Source organism: Methylomagnum ishizawai (genome assembly GCF_019670005.1).
In the GTDB taxonomy this organism is placed as follows: Bacteria; Pseudomonadota; Gammaproteobacteria; order Methylococcales; family Methylococcaceae; genus Methylomagnum; species Methylomagnum ishizawai.
Window position 1 is genome coordinate 3,088,280 of the sequence record NZ_AP019783.1, and the last position, 24,131, is coordinate 3,112,410.

The 24,131-nt window shown below is 64.3% G+C and carries 25 protein-coding genes; 18 read left to right on the forward strand and 7 right to left on the reverse strand.

Features of this window, described 5'->3' with window-relative positions:
- Window position 1 precedes the first annotated feature (1 nt).
- Window positions 2–1,705: a hypothetical protein gene (locus tag K5658_RS14075; RefSeq protein ID WP_221063754.1), complete on the reverse strand. Its 1,704-nt coding sequence runs from the start codon at window positions 1,703–1,705 to the stop codon at window positions 2–4.
- Window positions 1,706–2,099: 394 nt separating this feature from the next.
- Here K5658_RS14075 and K5658_RS14080 point away from each other — a divergent pair, with 394 nt between their 5' ends.
- The 4 genes from K5658_RS14080 (at window position 2,100) to cysB (ending at window position 5,155) form a co-directional block, all read left to right on the forward strand.
- The gene (locus K5658_RS14080) at window positions 2,100–2,600 is read left to right on the forward strand and encodes a cytochrome P460 family protein (protein ID WP_221063755.1); all 501 of its coding nucleotides are present in this window, start codon (window positions 2,100–2,102) and stop codon (window positions 2,598–2,600) included.
- Window positions 2,601–2,605: 5 nt separating this feature from the next.
- The gene (locus tag K5658_RS14085; protein ID WP_221063756.1) at window positions 2,606–3,517 is read left to right on the forward strand and encodes an HDOD domain-containing protein; all 912 of its coding nucleotides are present in this window, start codon (window positions 2,606–2,608) and stop codon (window positions 3,515–3,517) included.
- Window positions 3,518–3,626: 109 nt separating this feature from the next.
- Window positions 3,627–3,950 (forward strand): ferredoxin FdxA, encoded by a 324-nt coding sequence (gene fdxA, locus K5658_RS14090; protein ID WP_221063757.1) that lies wholly within the window; start codon window positions 3,627–3,629, stop codon window positions 3,948–3,950.
- A gap of 230 nt (window positions 3,951–4,180) precedes the next feature.
- Window positions 4,181–5,155: an HTH-type transcriptional regulator CysB gene (cysB, locus tag K5658_RS14095; protein ID WP_221063758.1), complete on the forward strand. Its 975-nt coding sequence runs from the start codon at window positions 4,181–4,183 to the stop codon at window positions 5,153–5,155.
- A gap of 13 nt (window positions 5,156–5,168) precedes the next feature.
- Here cysB and K5658_RS14100 read toward each other — a convergent pair whose 3' ends face one another.
- From K5658_RS14100 to K5658_RS14110, 3 genes are all read right to left on the reverse strand, one after another.
- Complete coding sequence (locus K5658_RS14100) at window positions 5,169–5,732, reverse strand: hydrolase (protein ID WP_221063759.1); 564 nt, start codon at window positions 5,730–5,732, stop codon at window positions 5,169–5,171.
- Between the two features lie 79 nt (window positions 5,733–5,811).
- Entirely contained in the window at window positions 5,812–6,672 is an 861-nt protein-coding gene (locus K5658_RS14105) for a LabA-like NYN domain-containing protein (RefSeq protein ID WP_221063760.1), read from the reverse strand.
- Window positions 6,673–6,815: 143 nt separating this feature from the next.
- A complete protein-coding gene (locus tag K5658_RS14110) occupies window positions 6,816–7,427 on the reverse strand; it encodes an arylesterase (protein ID WP_221063761.1) in 612 nt (203 codons plus the stop codon).
- Here K5658_RS14110 and K5658_RS14115 point away from each other — a divergent pair.
- Both K5658_RS14115 and K5658_RS14120 read left to right on the forward strand, forming a co-directional pair.
- On the forward strand, window positions 7,426–8,136 hold the full coding sequence (locus K5658_RS14115; RefSeq protein WP_221063762.1) for an ABC transporter ATP-binding protein: 711 nt from the start codon (window positions 7,426–7,428) through the stop codon (window positions 8,134–8,136). The two genes, K5658_RS14110 and K5658_RS14115, sit on opposite strands and share 2 nt — an antisense overlap.
- Window positions 8,137–8,151: 15 nt before the next feature.
- A complete protein-coding gene (locus tag K5658_RS14120) occupies window positions 8,152–10,647 on the forward strand; it encodes an ABC transporter permease (protein ID WP_221063763.1) in 2,496 nt (831 codons plus the stop codon).
- A gap of 48 nt (window positions 10,648–10,695) precedes the next feature.
- Here K5658_RS14120 and K5658_RS14125 read toward each other — a convergent pair whose 3' ends face one another.
- The gene (locus tag K5658_RS14125; protein WP_246628449.1) at window positions 10,696–11,196 is read right to left on the reverse strand and encodes a hypothetical protein; all 501 of its coding nucleotides are present in this window, start codon (window positions 11,194–11,196) and stop codon (window positions 10,696–10,698) included.
- A gap of 244 nt (window positions 11,197–11,440) precedes the next feature.
- Window positions 11,441–11,845, reverse strand: a complete 405-nt coding sequence (locus K5658_RS14130; protein ID WP_221063764.1) for a DUF3574 domain-containing protein — start codon at window positions 11,843–11,845, stop codon at window positions 11,441–11,443.
- Between the two features lie 95 nt (window positions 11,846–11,940).
- Here K5658_RS14130 and K5658_RS14135 point away from each other — a divergent pair, with 95 nt between their 5' ends.
- Entirely contained in the window at window positions 11,941–12,774 is an 834-nt protein-coding gene (locus K5658_RS14135) for an SDR family oxidoreductase (protein WP_221063765.1), read from the forward strand.
- Window positions 12,775–12,781: 7 nt separating this feature from the next.
- On the opposite strand, the gene K5658_RS14140 is transcribed toward K5658_RS14135, so the two are convergent.
- Window positions 12,782–13,516: a hypothetical protein gene (locus tag K5658_RS14140; protein ID WP_221063766.1), complete on the reverse strand. Its 735-nt coding sequence runs from the start codon at window positions 13,514–13,516 to the stop codon at window positions 12,782–12,784.
- 115 nt (window positions 13,517–13,631) lie between these two features.
- On the opposite strand from K5658_RS14140, the gene K5658_RS14145 reads away from it, so the two are divergent.
- The 11 genes from K5658_RS14145 to dgcA all read left to right on the forward strand — a co-directional run bounded on the left by K5658_RS14145 (window position 13,632) and on the right by dgcA (window position 24,108).
- On the forward strand, window positions 13,632–14,339 hold the full coding sequence (locus K5658_RS14145; RefSeq protein ID WP_221063767.1) for a peptide deformylase: 708 nt from the start codon (window positions 13,632–13,634) through the stop codon (window positions 14,337–14,339).
- Between the two features lie 404 nt (window positions 14,340–14,743).
- On the forward strand, window positions 14,744–15,601 hold the full coding sequence (locus K5658_RS14150) for a transglutaminase-like domain-containing protein (RefSeq protein WP_221063768.1): 858 nt from the start codon (window positions 14,744–14,746) through the stop codon (window positions 15,599–15,601).
- A gap of 151 nt (window positions 15,602–15,752) precedes the next feature.
- Window positions 15,753–15,983: an LPS translocon maturation chaperone LptM gene (gene lptM / locus K5658_RS14155; protein ID WP_221063769.1), complete on the forward strand. Its 231-nt coding sequence runs from the start codon at window positions 15,753–15,755 to the stop codon at window positions 15,981–15,983.
- Window positions 15,983–17,230, forward strand: coding sequence for a diaminopimelate decarboxylase (gene lysA, locus K5658_RS14160; protein WP_221063770.1), 1,248 nt, complete (start codon window positions 15,983–15,985; stop codon window positions 17,228–17,230). The genes lptM and lysA overlap by 1 nt, the downstream gene beginning before the upstream one ends.
- A 10-nt stretch (window positions 17,231–17,240) precedes the next feature.
- A complete protein-coding gene (dapF, locus tag K5658_RS14165) occupies window positions 17,241–18,065 on the forward strand; it encodes a diaminopimelate epimerase (RefSeq protein ID WP_221063771.1) in 825 nt (274 codons plus the stop codon).
- Window positions 18,062–18,751 (forward strand): DUF484 family protein, encoded by a 690-nt coding sequence (locus K5658_RS14170; RefSeq protein ID WP_221063772.1) that lies wholly within the window; start codon window positions 18,062–18,064, stop codon window positions 18,749–18,751. The genes dapF and K5658_RS14170 overlap by 4 nt, the downstream gene beginning before the upstream one ends.
- A 6-nt stretch (window positions 18,752–18,757) precedes the next feature.
- Entirely contained in the window at window positions 18,758–19,684 is a 927-nt protein-coding gene (xerC, locus tag K5658_RS14175) for a tyrosine recombinase XerC (RefSeq protein WP_221063773.1), read from the forward strand.
- 63 nt (window positions 19,685–19,747) lie between these two features.
- Window positions 19,748–20,788, forward strand: coding sequence for a DUF2333 family protein (locus K5658_RS14180; RefSeq protein WP_221063774.1), 1,041 nt, complete (start codon window positions 19,748–19,750; stop codon window positions 20,786–20,788).
- 360 nt (window positions 20,789–21,148) lie between these two features.
- Window positions 21,149–21,931 (forward strand): FkbM family methyltransferase, encoded by a 783-nt coding sequence (locus K5658_RS14185; protein ID WP_221063775.1) that lies wholly within the window; start codon window positions 21,149–21,151, stop codon window positions 21,929–21,931.
- A 185-nt stretch (window positions 21,932–22,116) separates the two neighbouring features.
- Window positions 22,117–23,124, forward strand: coding sequence for an N-acetyltransferase DgcN (dgcN, locus tag K5658_RS14190; protein ID WP_221063776.1), 1,008 nt, complete (start codon window positions 22,117–22,119; stop codon window positions 23,122–23,124).
- A 3-nt stretch (window positions 23,125–23,127) separates the two neighbouring features.
- Window positions 23,128–24,108, forward strand: coding sequence for an N-acetyl-D-Glu racemase DgcA (gene dgcA / locus K5658_RS14195; protein ID WP_221063777.1), 981 nt, complete (start codon window positions 23,128–23,130; stop codon window positions 24,106–24,108).
- Window positions 24,109–24,131: the final 23 nt, after the last annotated feature.

Below are 24,131 nucleotides of genomic sequence, written 5' to 3' on the forward strand. Positions count from 1 at the left end.
TTCATTGCAAGGCGATCATGGCGTAGCGGCTGAACGAGGCCGCGTTCTTGAGCAAGGTATAGGTGCGGAACAAACGGCTTCCCTCCCCGGTCTTCTGGCGCACCATGCCGCCGGGATGGGTTTTCCCAGGGAGGGCCAACAATTCCGGCTCGCCCCGGAGTCCCGGCTCGGGCGGCAAGAGCAAGCCCTTGGCCGTCGGTTGCATATCGTGGTCCAGCAAATCGACCACCTGGGCGGACAGGGTCAGCCGTTCCACGCCGAAGCGCACCCGGCCCTCGCCGCAATGCAACCAGCGGATCACGCCGATGAACAAGGGCTGGCCGGGTTCGCTCACGCCGATCACCTCGCCGACCTTGATCTCGGCCACTTGGTCCAGGGGCCATACGATGCAGTAATCGTTCACCCCGACATTGGCGATCCGGCCCTCGACCCTGGCCCGGTCCCCGGCGGTTTCGGGTTCTTCCTCCCGCCGTGCCGTCCAAATCTCATCCCGGCTCAGCCCGCCCTTGCGCATCAGTCTGGGCAGGGTGATTTCGCTACGCAGATCGGCGTCCTCGTTATCCAAATCCCGCCCCAGGATCAAATCGAGCCGCCGGGCCAGCTTGCCGGATGGGCCCGGTTCGGCCGGGACGGCGGTTTCGCCGGCGTCGGAGCCGGACGGGGCAAGCGCGGCGATCAGTTTGTTCAGGCCCACGATGCAATGGCAGGCACGGTCCCGCACCTTGCGGTCGGCCTTGCGCTTCTGGATGCCTTCCAGGTTGCGGGCCACGCTCGATAACACGGACTCGTCGATGGGATGCCGGTCCCCGGACAAGCCGGTCCCGGCCTCCTCGGCCAGTTCCGCCACCACCCGGGCCAAGCCCAGGGTATAGAGGAAATGGATGCCGCGCAGTTGCGGGGCACCGCCCGGCAGGCTGCGCGAGGGCGGGCAATCGCCGTCGAGATAGACCATGAATTCGGCGGAATGCCAACCCCGGACGGCTTCCGGCCTCCATTCGGCATGGTCGGCCCATTGGCCCAGCAAGTCGTAGACGCGGGCCATGTCGCGTTGGCGCAGGTGGCGGGTGCCGGCCAGATAGAACAACAGGCCGCGCTTGAAGAGTCCGAGCGGGGTTTTGCAGGCGTCGGGTTCGCCGGGGGAGTCGAAATGGCTTAGCAAGAGCTTGTGGGCTTCGGCGTGGCGGTACAGGCGGAACCAAGTGCCCCAATAATCCATCGGCAGGCTCAGGTATTGCTGGGCCACCCGCAATTGCGCCAAGCCCAGGTGCTGCAAAGCCCGGCACACCACCTTCAAGGTTTGATTGCCGCCATGGTTGAACCAGCCATGGGCCGGCTTGATGTCGAACGCGGCCAGGGCGTAGGCCATCCCCAAGCCATATTGCAGGCGGAAAGCCACCCCGGCATAGAATTCGGCCTTGGGATGATAAGGCAGGGCGGCGTCCATGAAATGCCCCTCGCATTGCCCGACCAACAGGGCCACCTTGGGATTCAGCAGTTCGGCCATTTCCAGGCGGACCGCGCCGGGGATGGCGGTTTCGCCGTTGAAATATTCCAGCACCGCCTCCACGGCATCGAAGCAATGGAACAGGTTCGCCAACGGCAACTCATCCAGCCAAGCGGCGAGCGCCTTGGTCTTGGCTTCGGGGAGTTCGATTTGATATCGAACCCGCCGGGGACTTCCGAAATTGGATACTGATTCTGTCATCGAGGGTTCCCCCTTGGAATGGCCACCGCCGGGCACCCACCCGAGACCGCGGCTATCGCCGGACCGATATTACAGTTTATGCCAGGGCCGCGAAAGCCGCCGCCCACCGTCCGGGCGGGCGGGGTTTCTCCCCGCCCGTTGTCTCGGCACCCACCGCCCCTGCCGACAATTGCCCGACTTTAAAGGAATTCCGCCAACCCCACCGACCCCACCATTTCACGGACCCGGCGGAATTAGTTCCCTTGACAGCCGCGAAATCCCCCGCGGACTCCCCCAGGCAGCGGGATTAGGCAATAATCGCCCGCCGTGGGAGCGGCCAAAACACCACGCGACCGACCGATTCCCGCAAAACCACTCTAAACTTGATATGCCCCAGCCCCAGAGGAAACCCATCATGAAGCGATCCCTTTTCGTCCTGGCCCTGGCCTGCAACACCCTGCCGGGCTTCGCCGACCCCGCCGCCGCCCCCCCGGCCCCGAACGGTATCACCCTGCCCAAGGATTACCAGAACTGGCGCTTGCTGGGCGTGTCCCAGCGCACCGAGAACGGCACCCTGCGGGCCATCCTGGGCAACGACAAGGCCATCGAGGCCGCCCGCTCCGGGCAAACCCATCCCTGGCCGGACGGGGCCATGCTCGCCAAGGTCGCCTGGAAACAGAAGGGCCACGATAAGTTCGCCACCGCCGTGGTGCCCGGCGAATATGTGCATACCGATCTGATGGTGAAGGACGCCGCCAAATACGCGGCGACCGGGGGCTGGGGCTTCGCCCGCTGGCTCGGGGACAAATTCACCCCCTACGGGCAGGACGCCCAGTTCGCCCAAGAGTGCCTGGGCTGCCATGGCGCGGCCAAGGACGCCGATTGGGTCTTCACCACGCCGGCCAAACTGCCCTGAATCCCATGAACCATTCCCCGTCCTCGCGCATCCAGGCCGATCCCCCGGCGTCTTCCCAGGCTCCCGAACTGGCCGAGTTGGTCCGGGGCGCCCACCGGGTGGTCTCGCTGCCGGAGGTCTATTACCGCGTGCAGGAATTGATCGACGATCCCCGGCACAATTCGGCGACCCTGGCGCGGCTGATCGAAAGCGACAGCGGCCTCACCGCCCGCCTGCTCAAGGCGGTGAATAGCCCCTTGTACGGCCTGGGACGGCGGGTGGACCGGGTTTCCCAGGCGGTGGGGCTGTTGGGCGGGCACATCCTGCGGGATATCGTGCTGGCCACGACCATCGTGCGGACCTTCGGCAAGCTCCCGCCGCAAGCGGTGGATTTATCCACCTTCTGGCACCATAGCATCTATTGCGCCCTGGCCGCCCAACAACTGGCCCGGCGCTGCCACGTCCTGCACAGCGAGCGCATGGCGGTGGCGGGCATCCTCCACGATATCGGCCAGCTGGTGCTATACCGGTTCCAGCCCGCCGCCTCCGCCCAGGCCCTGGTCCTGGCCGAACCCGCCGACGATGGCGCCTACCGGGCCGAACGGCGGGTGTTCGGCTACACCCATGCCGAGGTGGGCGCGGAATTGCTCAAGGCTTGGGGGCTGCCGGAAAGCCTACAGGCGGTCGCCCTCCACCATCACGAACCCCTGGCGGAATCCCCGCACGCCCTGGACATCGCCATCGTCCATCTCGCCAACGCCATCGCCAACCGGCTGGAGCCGGGCCGCATCCTCCCCCGCTGCGAATCCCGCATCTCCCCCCTGGCCTGGGAAATCACGGGACTGGACGAGGCCGTGATCGAGCCGGTCCTGGCGGAAGCCAACAGCCATTTCCTGGAAACCCTGGACCTGTTGCTGCCGGGCCGGGCCCCCCGCTGAGCGGGATTCCCCCTTGCTTGACGGGTTTGGGAAATGACCGGGCTACATGTAAAATGGCGCGCGGTTCGCGCCTTATGCCCGCGATTAAAACAGCAGATAGGACCCTGAAATGAGCTTCGTAGTTACCGAAAACTGCATCAAGTGCAAATATACCGATTGCGTCGACGTGTGCCCGGTCGATTGCTTCCACGAAGGACCGAATTTCCTGGTGATCGACCCGGACGAATGCATCGATTGCACCCTGTGCGAACCCGAATGCCCGGCCAACGCGATCTACTCCGAAGACGAAGTGCCCAACGACCAGAAGGACTTCATCAAGCTGAACGCCGATCTGGCCAAGATTTGGCCCAGCATCACCGAGGTCAAGCCCGCCAACGCCGACGCCGACACCTGGAAGGGCAAACCCGGCAAGCGCGATTTGCTGGAAAAATAAGCGCCGGGAACCCGGCCCCGTTCCCCATCGCCCAGGGTTCGCGCATCCCCCCGGCGCGACCAACCCATCCCCGCACCAGCCCCCCATCGGAAGCCAACCGCCGCCGCCCAGGCACGGCGGCTGGTTGCGGTCTTTCCATCCGCCCCGTCCCGCAGGACAGCGCCGTTCAGACCATAATGCTATAATGGTTCCGGCTCTATCAATGATTTTGGAATAAAAAACGGGGTGCCATGAAGCTCCAGCAATTACGCTACATCTGGGAAATCGCGCAGCACGAACTCAATGTCTCGGCCACCGCCGACAGCCTCTACACTTCCCAGCCCGGCATCAGCAAGCAGGTCCGGCTGTTGGAGGACGAACTGGGCGTGCCGATCTTCGCCCGCAACGGCAAACACCTGACCGAGGTCACCGCCGCCGGCCAGGAAATCGTCGCCATCGCCGGGGAAATCCTGGGCCGGGTCCAGGACATCAAGCACATCGCCCAGGAACACCGCGACAACAAGGTGGGTTCGCTGGCCATTGCCACCACCCACACCCAGGCCCGCTACGCCTTGCCCCCGGTGGTCAAGAATTTCATGCAGCGCTATCCGGGCATCAAGCTCCACATCAACCAAGGGACGCCGATGCAGATTTCGGAGTTGGCCTCGCGGGGGCTGGTCGATATGGCCATCGCCACCGAAGCCCTGGAGCTGTTCGAGAACTTGGTGATGCTGCCCTGCTACCGCTGGAACCGCTGCGTCCTGGTCCCGAGGGGCCATCCGCTGACCCGGCTGGAACGCATCGAACTCCAGGATTTGGCCGAATACCCCATCGTCACCTACACCTTCGGCTTCACCGGACGCTCGCAACTCGACCAAGCCTTCGACAAGGCCGGGCTGCATCCGCAACTGGCCCTGACCGCCGTGGACGCCGATGTCATCAAGACCTATGTGCGGCTGGAACTGGGCGTGGGCATCCTCGCCAAGATGGCCTACGACCCGGTGGTCGATGTCGATCTGGTGCCGCTGGACGCCAGCCATTTGTTCGGGGCCAGCACCACCAAGATCGGGCTGCGGCGGGACATGTTCATCCGCGGCTTCATCTACCAATTCATCGAAGCCTTCGCCCCGCACCTGACCCGCGACCTGATCGACCAGGCCATGGAAACCCGCGAGAAACGGGAACTCGACGCCCTGTTCAAGAACATCGAGCTACCCGTGCATTGAGGGGTACCGGGGTTCAGCGCACCCACTGGGAAATGGTTTTGAACTCGGGGTGGGCGGCGTCGCGCAGCCATTCGAACAGCACCGACTCCACATTGGTGACGACGGCCCCGGCCTCGCGCAGCCGGGCCAGGGCGTTGTGCTTATGGCCCTGGGCGCGGGAGCACACCCCGTCCTCGACCACGAACACCCGGAAACCCAGGGACAGCAATTCCAGCGCGGTCTGCAACACGCAGACATGGGCTTCCTGGCCGACCAGGACCACCTGCCCCCGGCCCGGCGCCTTCAAGGCGGACAGGAACCCCTCGGCGGCGCAGCAGGAAAACGCGGTCTTCTCGAACCGCAGCGCCATGGCCGGCAAGCGCTCGACCAGGGCGGGCACGGTCGGACCCAGGCCCTTGGGATATTGCTCGGTATAAAGCACCGGGATTTCCAACGCCCCGGCCGCTTGCAGCAGGGTCTCGGTATGCTTGACCAAATGGGCGCGGTCGGCTTCGGCCATGGCGGCCAACAGGCGGATTTGCAGGTCCACCACCACCAACACGCTATCGTCGGCGGAACAAAGCGAAGGGATATTCATGGGACCGCGCCTCTCGGAATCGTGGATGGGGTGGGGAAAACCGCCGGACGCCCCCGCGGGAAAGCCTCCGGCGGCGGCGTCATAGCTCGCTGACCAGACGGATATCGGTGGCGTTCAGTTTGTCCGGGCCGCGCTCGGACGCCGCCAGCCTGAACTCGAAGATGAAATCGCGGCTGGGCAGCCGGTTGGTGAGGGATTCGTCCTGGAGCTTGGAGAAATGGAAAAACGAAGTCTCGAACGGGGAATCCGGGTATTTGCGCTTATCGGTCAGCCAGAGGTTCTTATCGATACGGGAAAGGTAGCGCATGAAACCGATACCCTTGGTGTCGTCGTAATAATAGCACCAGCCCCGCACCCAGGAACCCACCTGCCCCCATTCCGGCGCGGGGGTCGGCGTGGGAATCAAATTGGGGATGAGATACCCCGACATGAAGGAATCGGCCTCCTGCCTAAGGGCCGAGGAGACATTGTCCAGCGCCACCACCTCGACCCGGCAGCCCTTGTTCTGCAAGGCCCTGACCACCTGTACGAAATCGCCGTCGCCGCTGGCGAGCAACACCCGGTCCAGGTTCTCCGACTGCAACAAGGCGTCCACCGCCAAATCCAAATCGGCGTTGGCCTTGGGCACCAGGGTCAGCTTCCCTTCCTCGTCGATATCCTCATACCATTTGACTTCCTTGATGATGACCTTGAAACCTATATCGCGCAGTACCGAGTGGAAGCCTTCCGCCTTCTTCCGATAATCATAATCCACCTTGGCGCGGCGGGCGTCGTAGGAAACATAAGCATTGAGCCGGACCGGATCGCTATGATCCCGGCAGGCATATTCGCGCAGCACGTCGTATTGCATCCTGGCCCCGCCATTCCGGTACATATTGGCGGAATCCACGAAAATCCCGACCTTGGAGCCCGATGTATGATTTTTTATCGCAGAATTCATGTGTTGTTTTCTAAAAAATAATCCAGCAGTGATATCCTTGAGTGATTTCCAACATTACTTCACAACAACCGCATCCTCCTCTCGCCACCTTTCCAATACAACGGATAAAACATTACTTTTCCAAAATCCATATTTATTCGGCTTCAACGCGGCTGGCCCGCCAGTAGGGGTTCTAACTTATTCCACACCTGTTCCAGTAATAAAGACTGGGCCTCCCGGTTCGGATGGATGCCGTCGGCCTGCATATAGGCCTCCACCCCGCCCACGCCATCCAGCAGGAACGGCACCGACGCCACCCCGCTGCGCCCGGCCAGGTCGGCATAGACCTTCTGGAACATTTCGGTATAACGCTTGCCATAGTTGGGCGGAATCTTCATGCCCAGGAGCAAGACCTGGGCCCCCGCCGCCCCGGCCCGGTCGATGATGCCGCCCAGGTTGGCCGCCATCTGGGCGGGCGGCAAACCCCGGAGGCCATCGTTGCCCCCGAGTTCCAGGATCAGCACGGCGGGATGGTGTTGGGCGAGCAAGGCATCGACGCGGGAAAGCCCCCCCGCGCTGGTATCCCCGGAAATGCTGGCATTGACGACTATCATACCGCGGGGCCGGAGTTTTTCCGCCAGCAGGGAAACCCAGCCCTGGTCGATTTTTTCCAGGCCGTAACCGGCGCTGATACTATCCCCCAACACCACGATGGTTGCCGCGCCAACCCAACCGGACATTGCCCACAACATGAACGACAACAGTAAATTACGCATGGATTCCGACCCATTGGAGAAAAACGGCCCCGCGATCTCCGGGGATATCATCCGGACGGAGAATCTCGGCAAACGGGTGCCCACGGCGGATGGCTGGCTGGATATCTTGTCATCAGTCGATGTTTCGATCAAACCGGGGGAAACCTTGGCCGTGGTCGGGGCTTCGGGTTCGGGGAAATCCACCCTGCTGGGATTATTGGCCGGCCTGGACCGCTCGACCGAAGGCAAGGTCTGGCTGGCCGATACCTGCCTCACCGCGCTGGACGAGGATGGCCGGGCGCGGTTGCGGGCGCTGCATGTCGGCTTCGTGTTCCAGTCCTTCCAATTGCTGCCGCACCTGACCGCGCTGGAAAACACCCTGCTGCCACTGGAACTCGTCGGCAGCCCCGAGGCCCGTGGCCGGGCGCTCGACATGCTGGCGCGGGTGGGCCTGGAACACCGGGTGAAGCATTACCCCAAGCAGCTTTCCGGCGGCGAACAACAGCGCGTGGCCCTGGCGCGGGCCTTCGTGACCGAGCCGCGCATCCTGTTCGCCGACGAACCCACCGGCAACCTGGACAGCAAGACCGGCCAGACGGTGATCGACCTGTTGTTCGCGCTCAACCGCGAACGCGACACCACCCTGGTATTGGTGACCCACGACGAGGCGCTGGCGGCGCGGTGCGGACGCACGGTCCGGCTGGAAGCCGGACGCGTGGTCGAGGCTTGAAGGCGGGAGGCTGGCATGGGCAATAGTTTCAAACTGGCGTTCAAATTGGTGGGCCGCGACTTCCGCAGCGGCGAACTGACCCTCCTGCTGGCGGCGTTGGTGGTCGCCGTGGCCGCTTCCACCGCCGTCAGCCTGCTGGGCGACCGGCTGAACCGCACCATGGCCTTGCAAGCGGCGGAATTCCTGGGCGCGGATTTATCGGTGGCGAGCCACGGCCCGCCCGATCCGGCCTGGACCGTGGAAGCCGGACGCCTGGGCCTCGCCCATTCGGCCACGGCGGAATTTCCCAGCGTGCTGATGGAGAACGGCGAAATCCTGCTGGCGGGCGTGAAATCGGTGGCGGTGGGCTATCCCCTGCGCGGCGCGGTGAAAACCACCCTGGACGATCCCGCCACCGCCGAGGAAACCCATGCCATTCCCGCGCCGGGCGAGGTCTGGATCGAACCACGGGTATTGTCCACCCTGCATTTGAAGCTGGGCGACACGTTGACGGTGGGCGAACAACCCTTGCGGACCACCCGCCTCATCACCCACGAACCCGACCGCCGCGGCGACCTCTACAGCCTGTCGCCCCGCATCATCATCAACGCCGCCGACCTCGACGCCACCCGCATCGTGCAACCCGGCAGCCATGTCCATTATTTCTCCCTGTACGCGGGCGACGAAACCGCCCTGCGCGGCTTCAAACGCTGGCTCCAACCACGCCTGCATCCGGGGGAACGCATTTCCGATATCCACGAGGATCGCCCGGAACTCGGGAACGCCCTGAACCGGGCCGAGCGCTATCTAGGCTTGACCAGCATCGCCGTGGTGTTGATCGCGGGCGTCGCCATCGCCATGAGTGCCCGCCGCTACACCGAACGCCATTTCGATCTGGCCGCCCTGCTCAAAACCCTGGGAGCGCGGGAACGCGATGTGCTGCGGCTGCACCTCTGGCAATTCGGCTTGATCGGGCTGGCCGGTAGCGCCCTGGGTTGCGCCCTGGGCTATGGCCTGCAAGCCGGGGTGGCGCATTTCCTGGGGGCGTTGCTGCCGCGCCATCTGGCGAGCCCCAGCCTGTTCGCCCTGCTGTTCGGTACCGGCGTGGGCTTGCCGATCCTGTTCGGCTTCTCCCTGCCGCCGATCCTGAGGCTCAAGCGCCTACCGCCGCTGCGGGTGTTACGCCGCGATCTGGAACCCCTGCCGTCCAGCGCTTGGCTGGTCTATGGCTGCGCCGCCCTGGTCCTGGGCGCGTTGATGTGGCGCTATACCCAGGATGGGCTGATGACCGTCACCGTGCTGGCCGCGAGCGGCGCGGCGGTGGCGGGATTCGGCCTGTTGGGCTTGTTCCTGCTCAAGCTGGGCAAGCTGCCGATCCCGCATGTGGGCCTGGCTTGGCGCTTCGGCCTGCAACACCTGACCCGGCGGCCCCAACTGGGCGTCGGCCAAATCCTGGCTTTCGGCATCACCCTGGCGGCGATGCTGCTGAGCCTCCTGGTCCGCACCGAGCTATTGCAGGAATGGCGGCGGCAATTGCCGGACAACACCCCCAACCATTTCGCCCTCAACCTGTTCGATGCCGACCTCGACCGCTTCCGCGATTTCCTGGCGCGGGAGCAAATCGCCAGCAGCCGGTTCTACCCCATCGTCCGGGGCCGCTTGACCCTGGTGAACGGCCAGGACGTGTTCCAGATCATTGGCAAGAATTCGCGGGCGGAAGGGGCCATCAACCGCGATCTCAGCCTGACCTGGGGGGCCGAACCACCACCCGACAACCCCATCGTCGAGGGCGAATGGTGGCGCGAAAGCCAAGCCCCCACCGAACCCCTGGTCTCGGTGGAAAAGGAATTGGCCAAGAACCTGGGCATCAAGCCGGGCGATCAGCTCGGCTTCAACATCGCCGGGCAGGAACTCACCGCCACGGTCGCCAACACCCGTGGCGTGCGCTGGGACACCATGGCCCCCAATTTCTTCATGATCTTCCCGCCGGGCGTGCTGGATTCGCAGCCGCATACTTGGCTGACCAGTTTCTATCTGCCCCCGGCGGCGAAACCGGCCTTGGCGCGGCTGGTCAAGGCGTTCCCCGGCGTGACCCTGCTGGAGGTGGACACCTTGCTCCAGCAATTCCAGAGCATCCTGGCCCAGATCACCCGCGCCATCGAGTTCGTGCTGGTATTGGCCTTGGCGGCGGGTTTCACCGTGTTGTTCGCCTCGGTGCGTGCCACCCTGGACGAACGCCTGCGCGAGGATGCGCTGTTGCGGGCCTTGGGCGCGGACCGGGGTTTGCTGCGGCGGGCGCAATGGGTGGAATTCTGCGCCCTGGGCTTCCTGGCGGGATTGTTGGCGGCGGGGATCGCGGAGAGCGTGGCCTGGGTCTTGTTCAGCCGGGTGTTCGACCTGGCGCACCGGATGCACTGGGAAGCTTGGCTGGCGACGCCACTGGTGGGGGCTTTGGCGGTGGGCCTGGCGGGTTATTGGAATACCCGGCCCGTGGTGAAAAACAGCCCGATGCGGGTGTTGCGGGAACTCTAGCACCGGATGCGGCGATGGGCCTCGGGGACGCGCATCGCCGCCCTGCGATCAACCGGCTTTGATATTGATTTTGGAAGTCCAGCCGGACTTGCCTTGGCAATCGCCCTCCAGCATCTTGACCTTGACATAGGACAACAGGCCCGCGATCTGCTCTTCCTCGATAGTGCCCTTGGCGGCTCCCTTGACCAAGCACACGTTCTGCTCGGTGTCGTCGGGATCGGCCGCGCCCATCATGCCCGGCGCGAGGGTCAACTGGGAATTGCCGCCATTGGGATTTTCCACCGTCACCGTCTGGCCGATGGCCACCGCCGCCGTATTGACCTTGGTCACTTCGTCGCCACCGCCCATGAAACTGGCGAGGATCACCACCACCACCGCGCCACCCAATGCGTATTGGGCATTGCGGTTGGTCTTCAGGGTTTCCAGGAGACCTCCTTGGGCGGTGGGCGTGGGCACGGGAGCGGCAGCGGGCTTCTCGGTGGCGGCGGGTTGTTCGGCGGCGGGGGCCGGGGTTTCCGGGGCGGCGCTGTCTTTATTCTCTTCGGACATTCTGATACCTCCTCTAGTGGATTTTTTTGATTCGGCCCCGGCGACCGGGCCGGGGCTGCTTGGGGCACGCGCAAATTATCATGTCGTCCATCCGATGCAAACAGGTAATTTGGCCGGTGGCCGCCGTTGAGGGGAGTCGCCACCGGGCAGGTTTACGACCAAGGAATCCGGTCCGAGTTCAGCGGCGCGGACGGGACACGCCCCGATCAGCGGCAAAAACGCCCCCAGGCCCGGCCTGCGCGCCTCAAAAAGCCGCGCAGGCCATAGACCGCACCCGCAGCACCGCTTCTTGTTGGAATTCCGCCTTGTAGCGTTCGGCGAGAGCGCCCACGGCCCCGGTTTCGGCGGGCGTATCGCCATGGACGACGCGGAGGATATAGGCGTCCTCGCGCTGGATCCCGCCCTGGGCCGTCCGCCATTGCCCTTGGCCCGTCCACCAAGTGAACCCGCCGGGAAAACGGGGCGTCACCTCGGCATCGACGAAGCCCCGCCAAGCCTCGGCGGCGACCACGCCATCCGGTTTGCGCGTGCCGAAATATAAGGTATCGACCCACATGGCGCGTTCGCCCGGACGGCAGCCATCGGGCGCGTCCAGGGCGCAAGCGGCCAAAACTCCGGCCAGACACAGGGCGGCGAATCCAAGTTTCAAGCGATGCCTCCGGGATGCGGGGACGCGGATCATAACCGCAAAGCCGGAGGGCCGTGCGAAACTATGCGCCCCTTTCCCTGCGAGACAGCCCGATCATGACCGCCCCCCGATCCATCCTCATCACCGGCTGTTCGTCCGGCATCGGCCTGTGCGTGGCGCGTGGCCTCAAGCAACGCGGCTACCGGGTGTTCGCCACCGCCCGCGCCCCGGACGATGTGGAACGGCTCCGCGCCGAAGGCTTCGAGGCTTTCCGGCTGGACCTCTCCGATTCGGATTCGATCCGCGCCGCCGTGGACGCGGTATTGGAAGCCAGCGGTGGCGGACTCGATGCGCTGTTCAACAACGGTGCCTATGGGCAACCGGGCGCGGTGGAGGATTTGCGGCGGGAAGTGCTGCGCGAACAGTTCGAGACCAACCTGTTCGGCACCCACGAACTGACCCATTTGATTATCCCGGTCATGCGGCGGCAGGGCCATGGCCGGATCGTCCAGAACAGCTCGGTGCTGGGCTTCGCCGCGATGCGGTATCGGGGTGCCTACAATGCCAGCAAATACGCGCTGGAAGGTTTGTCGGACACCTTGCGGCTGGAATTGAAAGGCAGCGGCGTCGAGGTGTGTTTGGTCGAGCCCGGTCCCATCCTCAGCCGGTTCCGGGACAACGCCTTCGCCATGTACCGGAAGAACATACAGCCCGAACACAGCCCGCACCGCCAGACCTATGCGGCGATGGAAGCCCGCCTGCAAAAGGAAGGCCCGGCGGCGCCTTTCACCCTGGGGCCGGAAGCGGTGCTGGCCAAGGTGATCCTGGCCTTGGAATCCAAGCGGCCCCGCGCCCGCTATTACGTGACCTTCCCGACCTATCTGTTCGCCTATTTGAAAAGGCTACTGCCGACGCGGGCCTTGGATTGGATACTCGGCAAGGTGGGATAGGCCGGGGTCAGCATTCGCCGCGCTGCCTACGCTTTTCGCCACAACCGCGATGATGTTCGCCCCCGCCGTTCCATTGTGGTTGCGGCTGGGGCGGACGCTGGGCCTGATGTTCCTGTACCCGCGCCTGCCAATGCGCTTGCTGCCGCGCCAAGCGGGCCTGTTCCCCGGCTTCGCGCTGGCGTAGATGGTCCTGCTTGGCCTCGAAGCGCCGTTCTAGCCTTTGGGTCGCGAAATCCCGATACTGTTGGAATTGCTGGCGCTCGGCCTCCAAAGCCGATGGGGGGGCTTGGTGGTGCCGTAGGTATCCCAGCCTCCGCTCTTCGGCCCGGTCCAGCCGATGATCCAAGCGCTGCTCCCGCTGCTGTTGGCGCTGGTCGAGGTGCTGGCTTTGCTGTTGGTATTGCCGCCGGTCGTGGCGCATTTCCCGTTCCACCGCATCCAGCCTTTGCCGGGCCGTGGGTGGTTGCGGCGGCGGCGGTGTCCGCCGCCATTCGCGCCGGCCATGATCCTCATGGTCGCCGTGGTATCGCCTTTCCTCGTAATATCCAGCATTGGGATAGGCATATCCGGCCGGGGCCGAATAAACCGGATACCCGGAATAACCAGGATAACTTTGGGTTTCATAATAGCCACCCGGATAGGCCCGCCGCGCCCCATAGCCACCGCCGCCATACTCGGCGCAACCGGAAGCCATCAAGGCCAGCGCGGGCAGGACCAGAAAACACAGGACCGGGGGTTTCATGACGATTGCTCTTGATAGGTGTGGTGGAAAAAGCCGGACATTGGCGCTACCGCACGCACATTTATACTTGCCTCGGCTGAACCCAGGCTGAAGCCTTGCCATGGAAACAATCCCCATGCCCCGCACCCCTTTCCCTGGATTGGCGCTCGCCCTTCCACTCATGGCGGCGACCTGCCATGCCGATGGTGGACTGACGCCCGCAGAGATCGAATACCTACGCCACCGCGCCCAAGCCGGCATGGCCACGACGCTCAATGTGGACATCCCGGAACAGCGCGTCCGTCTGGAACAGCCCAGCCGGCCCATCGCGCCGGACAGCCCGGAACTGCCCGCCTTGATCGCCGATATGCGCGGCACGGTCACAGCCATGCACGGCATGGGTTTGGCGGCGGTCCAGATCGGCGTTCCGGTCAGGGTCGCGCTGCTGCGGCGCGAAGCCGGTGGGGAATTCCAAGCCTTCCTCAATCCCCGGCGCATCGCCGCCTCGGCCCAACGCCTTGGTGCCTGGGAGCGCTGTTTATCCGTGCCTTGGGGCTACCGCTACACCGATAGACCGGCAAAAATCACCCTCCGCTATCAAACCCCGGACGGCGCGGAACACCGCGAAACCCTCGCCGATGGCGAGGCCGTGGTGTTCCAACAGGAACTCGACCATCTCGACGGCAAGCTCCTGAGCAGCGGCCACGATCCGCGTTGGTTCATCCCGGAGGATGGGATGGCCGGTTTCCTGGCCGAGGTGGGCTGTGCCGACCTGGAACGCGCCGCTTGCCGGGCACGAACCAAAGCGCATTGGGAAACACGGGCCAAGGCGGTCCGGCCCTGATGGAGCCCTGCCCGGACTTCCGCCACCAGTCCCCCTATCCTTTTGCAAGGCTTGACACCGGCGCGAACCTATTGGGTACGGGTCCGGGAAAAATAGGGTTTGGATGGAAGCGGTGAATGTGATTGTGGTTTTAAAATAGCCCACTGATACGATAAAAGCGAGTAGAATGACCCTATCACGCCCACCATCTCCAAGCCTCGTGGTGGGCCGGGAATACCAGTCCACCCTGCTTGCTGGATGGCGAAAAGCCGGGGAGGAAACTGCCCGACTTCCTGAGGTTTATGGCAACGCGGTAAACATAGTAGCCCTTGGCCAGCCGCGACCAGGCCATACCCAAAGCCCAACAGCCCTGCCAAAGCCCGGCCCACTCATCGGGCCAATCCTTATAATCCCCCGAGTATTCCATGTTTATTAGAATCGGTTTCGATATCGCCTATTCGTTTCCCCAGCCCACAGAAATGATCCTGATGCTCTACACGCATCCCGAGCGGTCGTCGTTTTTAATGATGCCCGAGCGCTTGAGCAGCGATCCCGCCATCACTATCGAGGAATTCACAGACATCTATGGGAACCGGTGCGCACGGGCCTTCTGTCCCGGCGGGCGCTTGCATCTCAAGAACGATACCATCGTGGTGGATGGCGGTTTACCGGATATCCTGAAACCGGAGGCCCGTCAACATACCATCCACGAACTTCCGACCGATACCCTGCTTTATCTGCTGGGCAGCCGTTATTGCGAGATCGAGAAATTATCGGATGTCGCCTGGGAGCTTTTCGGACATGGGCCGACAGGATGGGGACGGGTGCAGGCTATTTGCAACTGGGTACATAACCACGTCACCTTCGCCCACGAAGCCGCCCGCTGCGACCGCACCGCCTATGATACCTTCAAGGACCAAAGGGGGGTATGCCGGGATTATACCCATCTCGCCATCACCTTCTGCCGATGCATGGGCATTCCCGCCCGTTATGCCACCGGTTATCTTGGCGATATTCACGTGCCGGTGGTCCCGCCCATGGATTTCAGTGCCTGGTTCGAGGTGTTTCTGGAAGGGGAATGGCATACTTTCGACTCCCGCAACAATACTCCCCGCGTGGGGCGGGTTTTGATGGCCCGGGGCCGGGATGCCGCCGATGTCGCCCTGACCACGAGCTTTGGTAAGCACATCCTGGAAAAATTCGACATCTGGGCTTACGAACTCTCCCGCCCGGAGGTCGCGAAAGCCCTCCAGGACCGATCCGCACGCCCCGGTTCGCCGTAGATCAAGCCCGCCGCGCAGCATCATCGGATGCGGTCAGGGTGGGCATGGGTACATGCCCACCATTGCCCACCGCCCCGCCTCCCCCAAAAAGCCCGCTTTTGCTTTAGAATGCCCGCCTTCTCCTTCACCGGATCGTCACGCCAGAACACCCATGACCCCATCCCAAAGCCGCGCCGCCCTCGCCGCCGCCCTCGGCCTCTCGGCCCTGCTGGCCCAAGGCTGCGGACAAAAAGGGCCGCTCTACCTGGAACGTCCCCCGCCACGCCAACCCGTGGCCGCCAAGCCCAAGAAAACCACGCCCTCCCCCGCTCCGGCCACCAGCCAAAAGCCGGATCAACCGGACACCGTGGAACAATCCTTCCCGCAACAAGAACAATTCTGATGGACCATTTCGAATACCGCGACGGCGAACTCCACGCCGAATCCGTGCCGCTCCGCGCCATCGCCGAGCGTTTCGGCACCCCCTGCTATATCTATTCCCGCGCCACCCTGGAACGCCATTGGCGGGCCTTCGACCGGGCTTTCGGCGAGCGCCCGCATCTGGTGTGCTACGCGGTCAAGGCCAATTCCAACCTCGCCGTGTTGAACGTGCTGGCGAAACTGGGCTCGGGCTTCGATATCGTCTCGGTCGGCGAATTGGAACGGGTGTTGGCGGCGGGCGGCGACCCGGCCAAGGTGGTGTTTTCCGGCGTGGGCAAGCGCGAGGACGAATTGCGCCGGGCGCTACAAGTGGGCATCCGCTGCTTCAATGTCGAAGTGCCGGGCGAACTCGACCGCCTCGACCGCATCGCCGGGGAACTGGGCGTGAAAGCCCCCATCTCCCTGCGCGTCAACCCGGACGTGGACGCCAAGACCCACCCCTATATCTCCACCGGACTCAAGGAAAACAAATTCGGCATCGATATCGAAGAAGCCCGCGCGTGCTACCGCCACGCCGCCCGCCTGCCGAATCTCGAAGTGGTCGGCATCGATTGCCACATCGGCTCGCAATTGACCGAGGTCGAGCCCTTCATCGACGCCCTGGCGCGGGTGCTGCGGCTGGCCGAGCAATTGCGCGGGGACGGCATCGCCATCCATCACCTCGATATCGGCGGCGGCCTCGGCATCCGCTATAGCGACGAGCGCCCGCCGGAACCTTCCGACTACGCCTCCGCCCTGTCCGAACTCCTGGCCGGGACCGATTACGAAATCCTGATGGAACCGGGCCGCGCCATCGTCGGCAATGCCGGCGTGTTGCTGACGAAGGTGGAATATCTCAAATCCAACCGCTTCAAAAACTTCGCCATCGTCGATGCGGCCATGAACGATTTGATCCGCCCGGCCCTGTACGATGCCTATCAAACCATCCTGCCGGTAAAGCCCACGGACGCGGTCCCGGCCCAGGTCTACGACATCGTGGGTCCGGTCTGCGAAACCGGCGACTTCCTGGGCAAGGAACGCGAGTTGGCGATCCGGGAAGGCGATTTGCTGGCGGTGCGCTCGGCGGGGGCCTATGGCTCCAGCATGGGTTCCAATTACAACTCGCGGCCCCGCCCGCCCGAAGTATTGGTCGATGGCGGGCAAGCCATCCTGGTCCGCCAGCGGGAAACCCTGGCCGACCTGTTCCGCGATGAAATCCTGCCCGGCTGAAGCGAATCCTATGAAATTCACCAAAATGCAGGGCTTGGGCAACGACTTCGTGGTGATCGACGCCGTGCGCCAAGCCGTGGACCTCTCGCCCGCACGGATGCGCTTCCTGGCCGACCGCCATTTCGGCATCGGCTGCGACCAAATCCTCGTCGTCGAACCTGCCCAAAGCCCCGACGCCGATTTCCGCTACCGCATCTTCAACGCCGATGGCGGCGAAGTCGCCCAATGCGGCAACGGGGCGCGGTGTTTCGCCCGCTTCGTGCTGGACCAGGGCCTGTGCGATAAGGACGAAATCCGGGTCGATACCCAGGCGGGCCGCTTGATCCTGCGTCCGCGCCCGGACGGCTCGGTCACGGTGGACATGGGCGTACCGCGCCACGCCCCGGCCCAAATCCCCTTGCGGGCGGAAACCGAAGCCTTGGCCTATCCGGTCGAGATCGACGGCACGGTTTGGGAATTCGGCGCGGTGTCGATGGGCAATCCCCATGCCGTGCTGCGGGTGGAGAGCGTGGACAGCGCCCCGGTCGCGGCCTTGGGTCCGCGCCTGGAAAGCCATCCCCTGTTCCCGGAACGGGCCAATATCGGCTTCATGGAAATCGTGGAGCGGAGCCACATCCGCCTGCGGGTGTTCGAGCGCGGTTCGGGGGAAACCCTGGCTTGCGGCAGCGGCGCCTGCGGAGCCGTGGTGGTGGGAATGGAGCGCGCTTGGCTGGACAGCCCGGTGCGGGTCGATCTTCCCGGCGGGGCGTTGGACATCGCCTGGGCGGGCCGGGGTTCGCCGGTGCTGATGAGCGGCCCGGCGGTCGCCGTATTCGAGGGGGAAATCCCCGCATGAGCGCCGAAACCGCCAAACGCAAGGAAAGAATCCGAACCACCGCCCGCGAGGTGGAAGCCTATCTCCAAAAGCATCCCGAGTTCTTCAAACACCATCTGACCTTGCTGGAAAGCCTGAAAATCCCCCATCCCTGCGGGGAGGCCGTGTCGCTCATCACCCGGCAAATCCAAATCCTTAGGGAACGCGACCAGCGCTTGCAGCAGCAAATGGCCGAAATCCTGCATGTCGCCCGCGACAACGAAGTCCTGCGCGAACGCCTCCACCGCCTGACCCTGACCTTGATCGACGCCCGCGGCCTGGAGGACGCCCTGGCCGGGCTGAAATGGGGTTTGCACGAATATTTCCAGGCCGATTTCGTGGCGGTCCGTATCGCCAACCCCGCATTCGACAGCCCCATCGCCGACCTCGCGCTCTCCGGCGACACGCCCTTATGGACCCCGGCGCTGGAGGATGGCGAACCCCATTGCCTCGGCCTCGCTCCGCACGAGGGCGGATCGTTGTTCGGCGCCCATGGCGGGGAAGCGGCCTCCTGCGCCTTCGTGCCCTTGCGCCATGCCGGTTTCAAGGGCGTGCTGGCCATCGGCAGCCGCGACCCCCAGCGCTATCAACCGGGTATGGGTTCGTTCTTCCTGGCCCAGATGGGCGAGATCGTCTCGGCCCGGCTGGCCGCGTTGATCCTGGATTGAAACCCGATGGACGCCCTGGCGGACCGGCAAGTCGCGGCTTTCCTCGATAGCCTGAGGTTCCAGCGCCGCGCCTCGCCGCACACGGTCGAGGGCTATGCCCACGACCTCGCGCGCCTGCGGGAATACTGCGCGGGCAAGGACATCGCCGATTGGACCCGGTTGGAACCCGCCCAGCTCCGCGAGCATATCGCCCTGCGCCACCGCGACGACATCGCCAGCCGCAGCCTGCAACGGGAACTGTCGGCGATCCGGGGCTTCTTCGCCTTCCTGGTCAAACGCGGCGAGGCCAAGCGCAACCCGGCCCAGGGCATCCGCGCCCCCAAAGCCCCCAAGACACTCCCCAAGCCCCTGGACGCGGACCAACTCACCGGACTCCTGGACGCGCCCGCCGAGGACGTACTGGATATCCGCGATCTGGCGATGTGGGAATTGTTCTATTCCTCCGGCCTGCGCCTGTCCGAATTGACCGGGTTGGACCTGTACGATGTGGACCGGCACGCGGGCCAAGTGCTGATCCGGCATGGCAAGGGCGATAAATCGCGGATGGTGCCGGTGGGCGGTCCGGCCCTCGCCGCCCTGGAACGCTGGCTGGACCTCCGTCCCGCCTATGCCGATGCCAAGGCAACCGCCTTGTTCGTCAGCCGGTTGGGGCGGCGCATCTCGGTGCGCACGGTCCAGGTCCGCCTGGACCGCTGGCAGTTCCGGCAGGGTTTTCCCGAACACCTGCATCCGCACCGCCTGCGCCACTCCTTCGCCAGCCATCTGTTGGAAGCCAGCGGCGATTTGCGGGCGGTGCAGGAATTGCTCGGCCACGCCAATCTCGCCACCACCCAGGTCTACACCCATCTCGATTTCCAGCATTTGGCCGGCGTCTATGACCAGGCCCATCCCCGCGCCCGCAAGAAAAACCGTGCCAAGGACGGCCAAGGCTAACGGACCCCGCCCGCTTTTAAGTTATAATCGCCCACTTCGGGAAACCGCCACCAGGACGCCACCATGTCAGCGCCAGCAGAGCATGTCGATCAGCAGCCCTCCCCCGCCCCTTCCGCCACCGCCGGCACCAAGGGTATTTTCGGTGCCAAGAGCTTCCGCGAACGGGGCACGGCCTGGAAGGTCGGCATTTTCTTCGGCGTGGTGGGACTGGTCATGCTCGGCATCTCCTGGTATTGGAGCCGGGAGCCGGCCCGGTTCGACGTGGTCGAGGTCGCGGCCGAAGCGGCCAATATCAAGAATCCCAAGGAATTGCCCTTGGGCTATACCTATTCCACCGCCTTGATCGAGATCGCCGACACCGTGCTGCACAAGCCGGGCGGCTTCCTGACCAACGACGTGTTCCCGCCCAGCGTGATGCTGGACAACATCCCCAACTGGGAACTGGGTGCCCTAATCGCCCTGCGCGACGCCACCACCGCCCTGCGTAACAATATCTCCCGCTCCCAAACCCAATCCCGCGAAGACCCGGACCTCGCCAAGGGCGAACCGTTCTTCTATTTCGACCACAAATCCTGGCAATTGCCGTCCTCCGAATCGGAATACGAAAAAGGCGTGGAAGCGCTGGAAGGCTACCGGGAACGGCTGATGAAGCGCGACGCCAATTTCTACGCCCGCGCCGACAACCTGCGCCAATACCTGGAAATCCTGGAAAAGCGCATGGGCGACTACTCCAACCGCCTCAGCGCCAGCACCGCCGACGCCCCCGGCACCACCGAGGAACGCCGCCCCGGACTCACCAAGACCCCCTGGCTCAAGATCGACGACGTGTTCTTCGAGGCCCGCGGCTATTCCTGGGCCGCCATGCATGTGCTGAAAGCCATCGAATTCGACTTCCGCGACATCCTGAGCAACAAGACCGCCCTGGTCTCCTTGCAGCAGATCATCCGCGAACTGGAGAACAGCCAGGCCAGCTATCTCAGCCCCGTCATCCTGAACGGCAGCGGTTTCGGCCTGTTCGCCAACTATTCGCTGACCCTGGCGAACTACATCGCCCGCGCCAACGCCGCCACCATCGACCTGCGCAGCCTGCTGCAACAAGGTTGATAGCCGGCCCACACGGCAAAGGCACCCCGGAAGGGGTGCCTTTTTTCATGCCCGCCCCCGGACACCGGCATTCCACGGCAATCCCGGTATGCGGACCCCTGTAAAAAAGGCCGTGGTGGCCTCCGGGCCGTGCTTTCCGATCTTTCTGATATACTCAACCCAAAGATTCCAGGCATGGCCCTGGCTCTTCGCTAAAATACTATTTCCCCGCCGCCACGGGAACGCCCTGCCATGAAGGCGCGCCACAGCCCATCATCGCAACCCGCCGGATTGGGTAGGTATCCACCCCACCCGCGACAATCCACTATCGCGGCCCCTCGAAACCCTCGACCACGCCCCCTAAAGCGAAAGGCTCCAAGCATGTCCGAAGATACCAGAGAAACCAAGCAAACCCTGCCGTCCCAAGAAGAGTTGCTGAAGCAGATATTGCAGCAAATCACCACCCTCAACGTACAGCAGAAATATCTGGCCATGGGACCGGAAAAGGTCCATGAATTCCTCTATTCCGACCAGATATTCAAAATGTATCTCCCGTTCGCGAATATCGACTTCATCCAGAACTTCATCCTGATGCGGAATACGTTCTACGAATTCCACCTGCTGCGCAAAGCCCAGGCCATGATCCCGCCGGGAGCCATCGTCGCCGACGTCGGCACCAATATCGGCAACCACACGGTCTATTTCTCCAAGGTTTGCCGGGCCGAACGGGTCTATTCCTTCGAGCCCCTGCACGAGACCTTCCGCATACTCCAACGCAATATCGCCCTGAACGAACTCACCAACGTCACGGCCACCAACGCGGCCGTCGGGGAACGGCCCTGCCGCACCAATCTCGGCCGGTATAGCGCGGTCAATACCGGTGCCTCCTCGTTCCAGGTCGGCGACGACGGGGAATACGCGATGACCTCCCTCGACGCCATGAACCTGGAACGCCTGGATTTCCTGAAAATGGACGTGGAGGGGGGGCATGTGGCGGCGCTCATGGGGGCCAAGGAAACCCTGGCACGGTGCCGCCCCATCATCTGGGTCGAACTCAGGAAGCCCATGAACGAATTCCCCTCCGGCGAGGCCGCTTTGAAAGCGCTGGGCTATCGTTTCGATCAGTCCTTGAGCCCGAACGACCATATTTTCCTGCCGGAATAAACCGGCCAGACCGCGCAGCCCCGCCTTCCCCCCAAGGCCGCGGCCGGGCCCGCCCATAGGCCCGGCCTCCCCCGCCAAGGCCGGGCCGGGGCCGCCATGAAACGTTGCATTGCCCCGGCAATCCCCCCGGAACCCCGTGGGCACGCCATAATCCCCGTTCTCAGGTTGCCAACATGAGGACACTTATGCTTATCGCCAAACCCTATCTCCTGTTCCTGGGCGACGCCGCCGATCCCCTGGCCGCGAAAACCGCCTATGGCGTGGCGCGTTGGCGCCCCGAGGATTGCGTGGGACAACTCAGGCTGCCGGGCTGCCAAGCCGATACCGGGCTGCCGGAGCTTTCGATAGAAGCGGCGGCCGCGCTCGGGGCGCGGACCTTGATCGTCGGGGTCGCCAACCGGGGCGGCAAGCTGGCGGCGGCATGGCTTCCCGAATTGCTGGCGGCCCTGCAAGCGGGAATGGACCTCGCCAACGGCCTGCACCAGCGGCTCGCCGATCTCCCGGAACTGGCGGCGGCGGCGGACATCCTGGACCGCCGCTTGATCGACGTGCGCCATCCTGGCGGAAGCTTCGAGGTCGGCACCGGCCAAAAACGTCCCGGCCAACGCCTGCTGACCGTGGGCACCGATTGCTCCACCGGCAAGATGTACACCACCCTGGCCCTGGAACGGGAAATGCGCGGGCGCGGCTTCGACGCCGATTTCCGCGCCACCGGGCAGACCGGCATCCTGATCGCGGGTGCCGGGGTGTGCGTGGACGCGGTGGTGGCGGATTTCATCTCGGGCGCGGTCGAGACGCTCTGCCCCGCCAATGCGCCGGACCATTGGGACTTGATCGAAGGCCAGGGTTCGCTGTTCCATCCTTCGTTCGCCGGGGTCAGCCTGGGACTGCTGCACGGGGCGCAGCCGGACGCGCTGGTGCTGTGCCACGAACCCACCCGCCCGCACATGCGCGGCGTGCCAGGCTATCCGCTGCCGGACCTGGCCGAATGCATCGCCGCCAACGAGGCCGCCGCCCGCCTCACCAATCCCAAGGCCCGCTGCATCGGGGTTTCCATCAACACCGCCCACCTCTCCACCGCCGCGGCCGGGCGGCTGCTGGAAGACACCCGGAACCGGCTGGGCCTGCCCTGTGTCGATCCCTTGCGTACCGGGGTCGCCGCCCTGGTGGACCGTATCGCCGGGCTGGGCTGAGCCATGCGCGAAATCACGATCAAGCGCGAAAACTGGCCGTTGCGCGGCGTGTTCCGCATCGCGCGGGGCGGCAATACCGAAATCACGGTGGTGGTGGTCGAAATCCGCGAAGGCGCGTTCCGGGGCCGGGGCGAATGCCGCCCCTATCCCCGCTATGGCGAAACGCCCGAAGCCGTGGCCGGGGCCATCGCCGCCCTGGTCCCGGATTTGGCGGCGGGCCTGGAGCGGGAAGAACTCTTGACACGGATGCCCCCCGGCGCGGCCCGCAACGCCATCGATTGCGCCCTATGGGATTTGGCCGCGAAACGGGCGGGCCAACCCGTGTGGCGCTTGGCCGGTTTGCCCCCGCCCGCCCCCTTGACCACGGCCTACACCCTGTGTGTGGACACGCCGGAACAAGTGGCGGCGACGGCCCGCGCCCAGGCCGCGCGGCCCTTGCTCAAGTTGAAGCTGGCGGGCGGGGATGATCTGGAACGGGTGGCGGCGGTACGGACCCACGCGCCCGCCGCCCGCTTGATCGTCGATGCCAACGAAGCCTGGACCTTGGCCGATTATCACCGCTTCATGCCGGAACTGGCGCGGCTGGACGTGGAGTTGGTGGAACAGCCCTTCCCCGCCGGGGCCGACGCGGCATTGGCGGACTTACCGAGGCCGGTGCCGGTCTGCGCCGACGAATCCTGCCACGACAGGGCCGGCCTGGCCCAGCTACGCGGGCGCTACGATGCGCTGAATATCAAGCTGGACAAGACCGGCGGGCTGACCGAAGCCCTAGGGATGCAAGCCCTGGCGAAAGCGCAGGGTTTCGGGATCATGGTCGGCTGCATGGTGGCGACTTCCTTGGCGATGGCCCCGGCCCTGTTATTGGCGCAGGGCGCGGATTATGTGGATTTGGACGGGCCGTTGCTCCTAGCCGAAGACCGGGAGCCGGGACTGCGCTACGAAGGCAGCCGGGTATTTCCGGCGGAAGCAGCGGTATGGGGATGATCGCCCCGCCCTTCCACGACCGA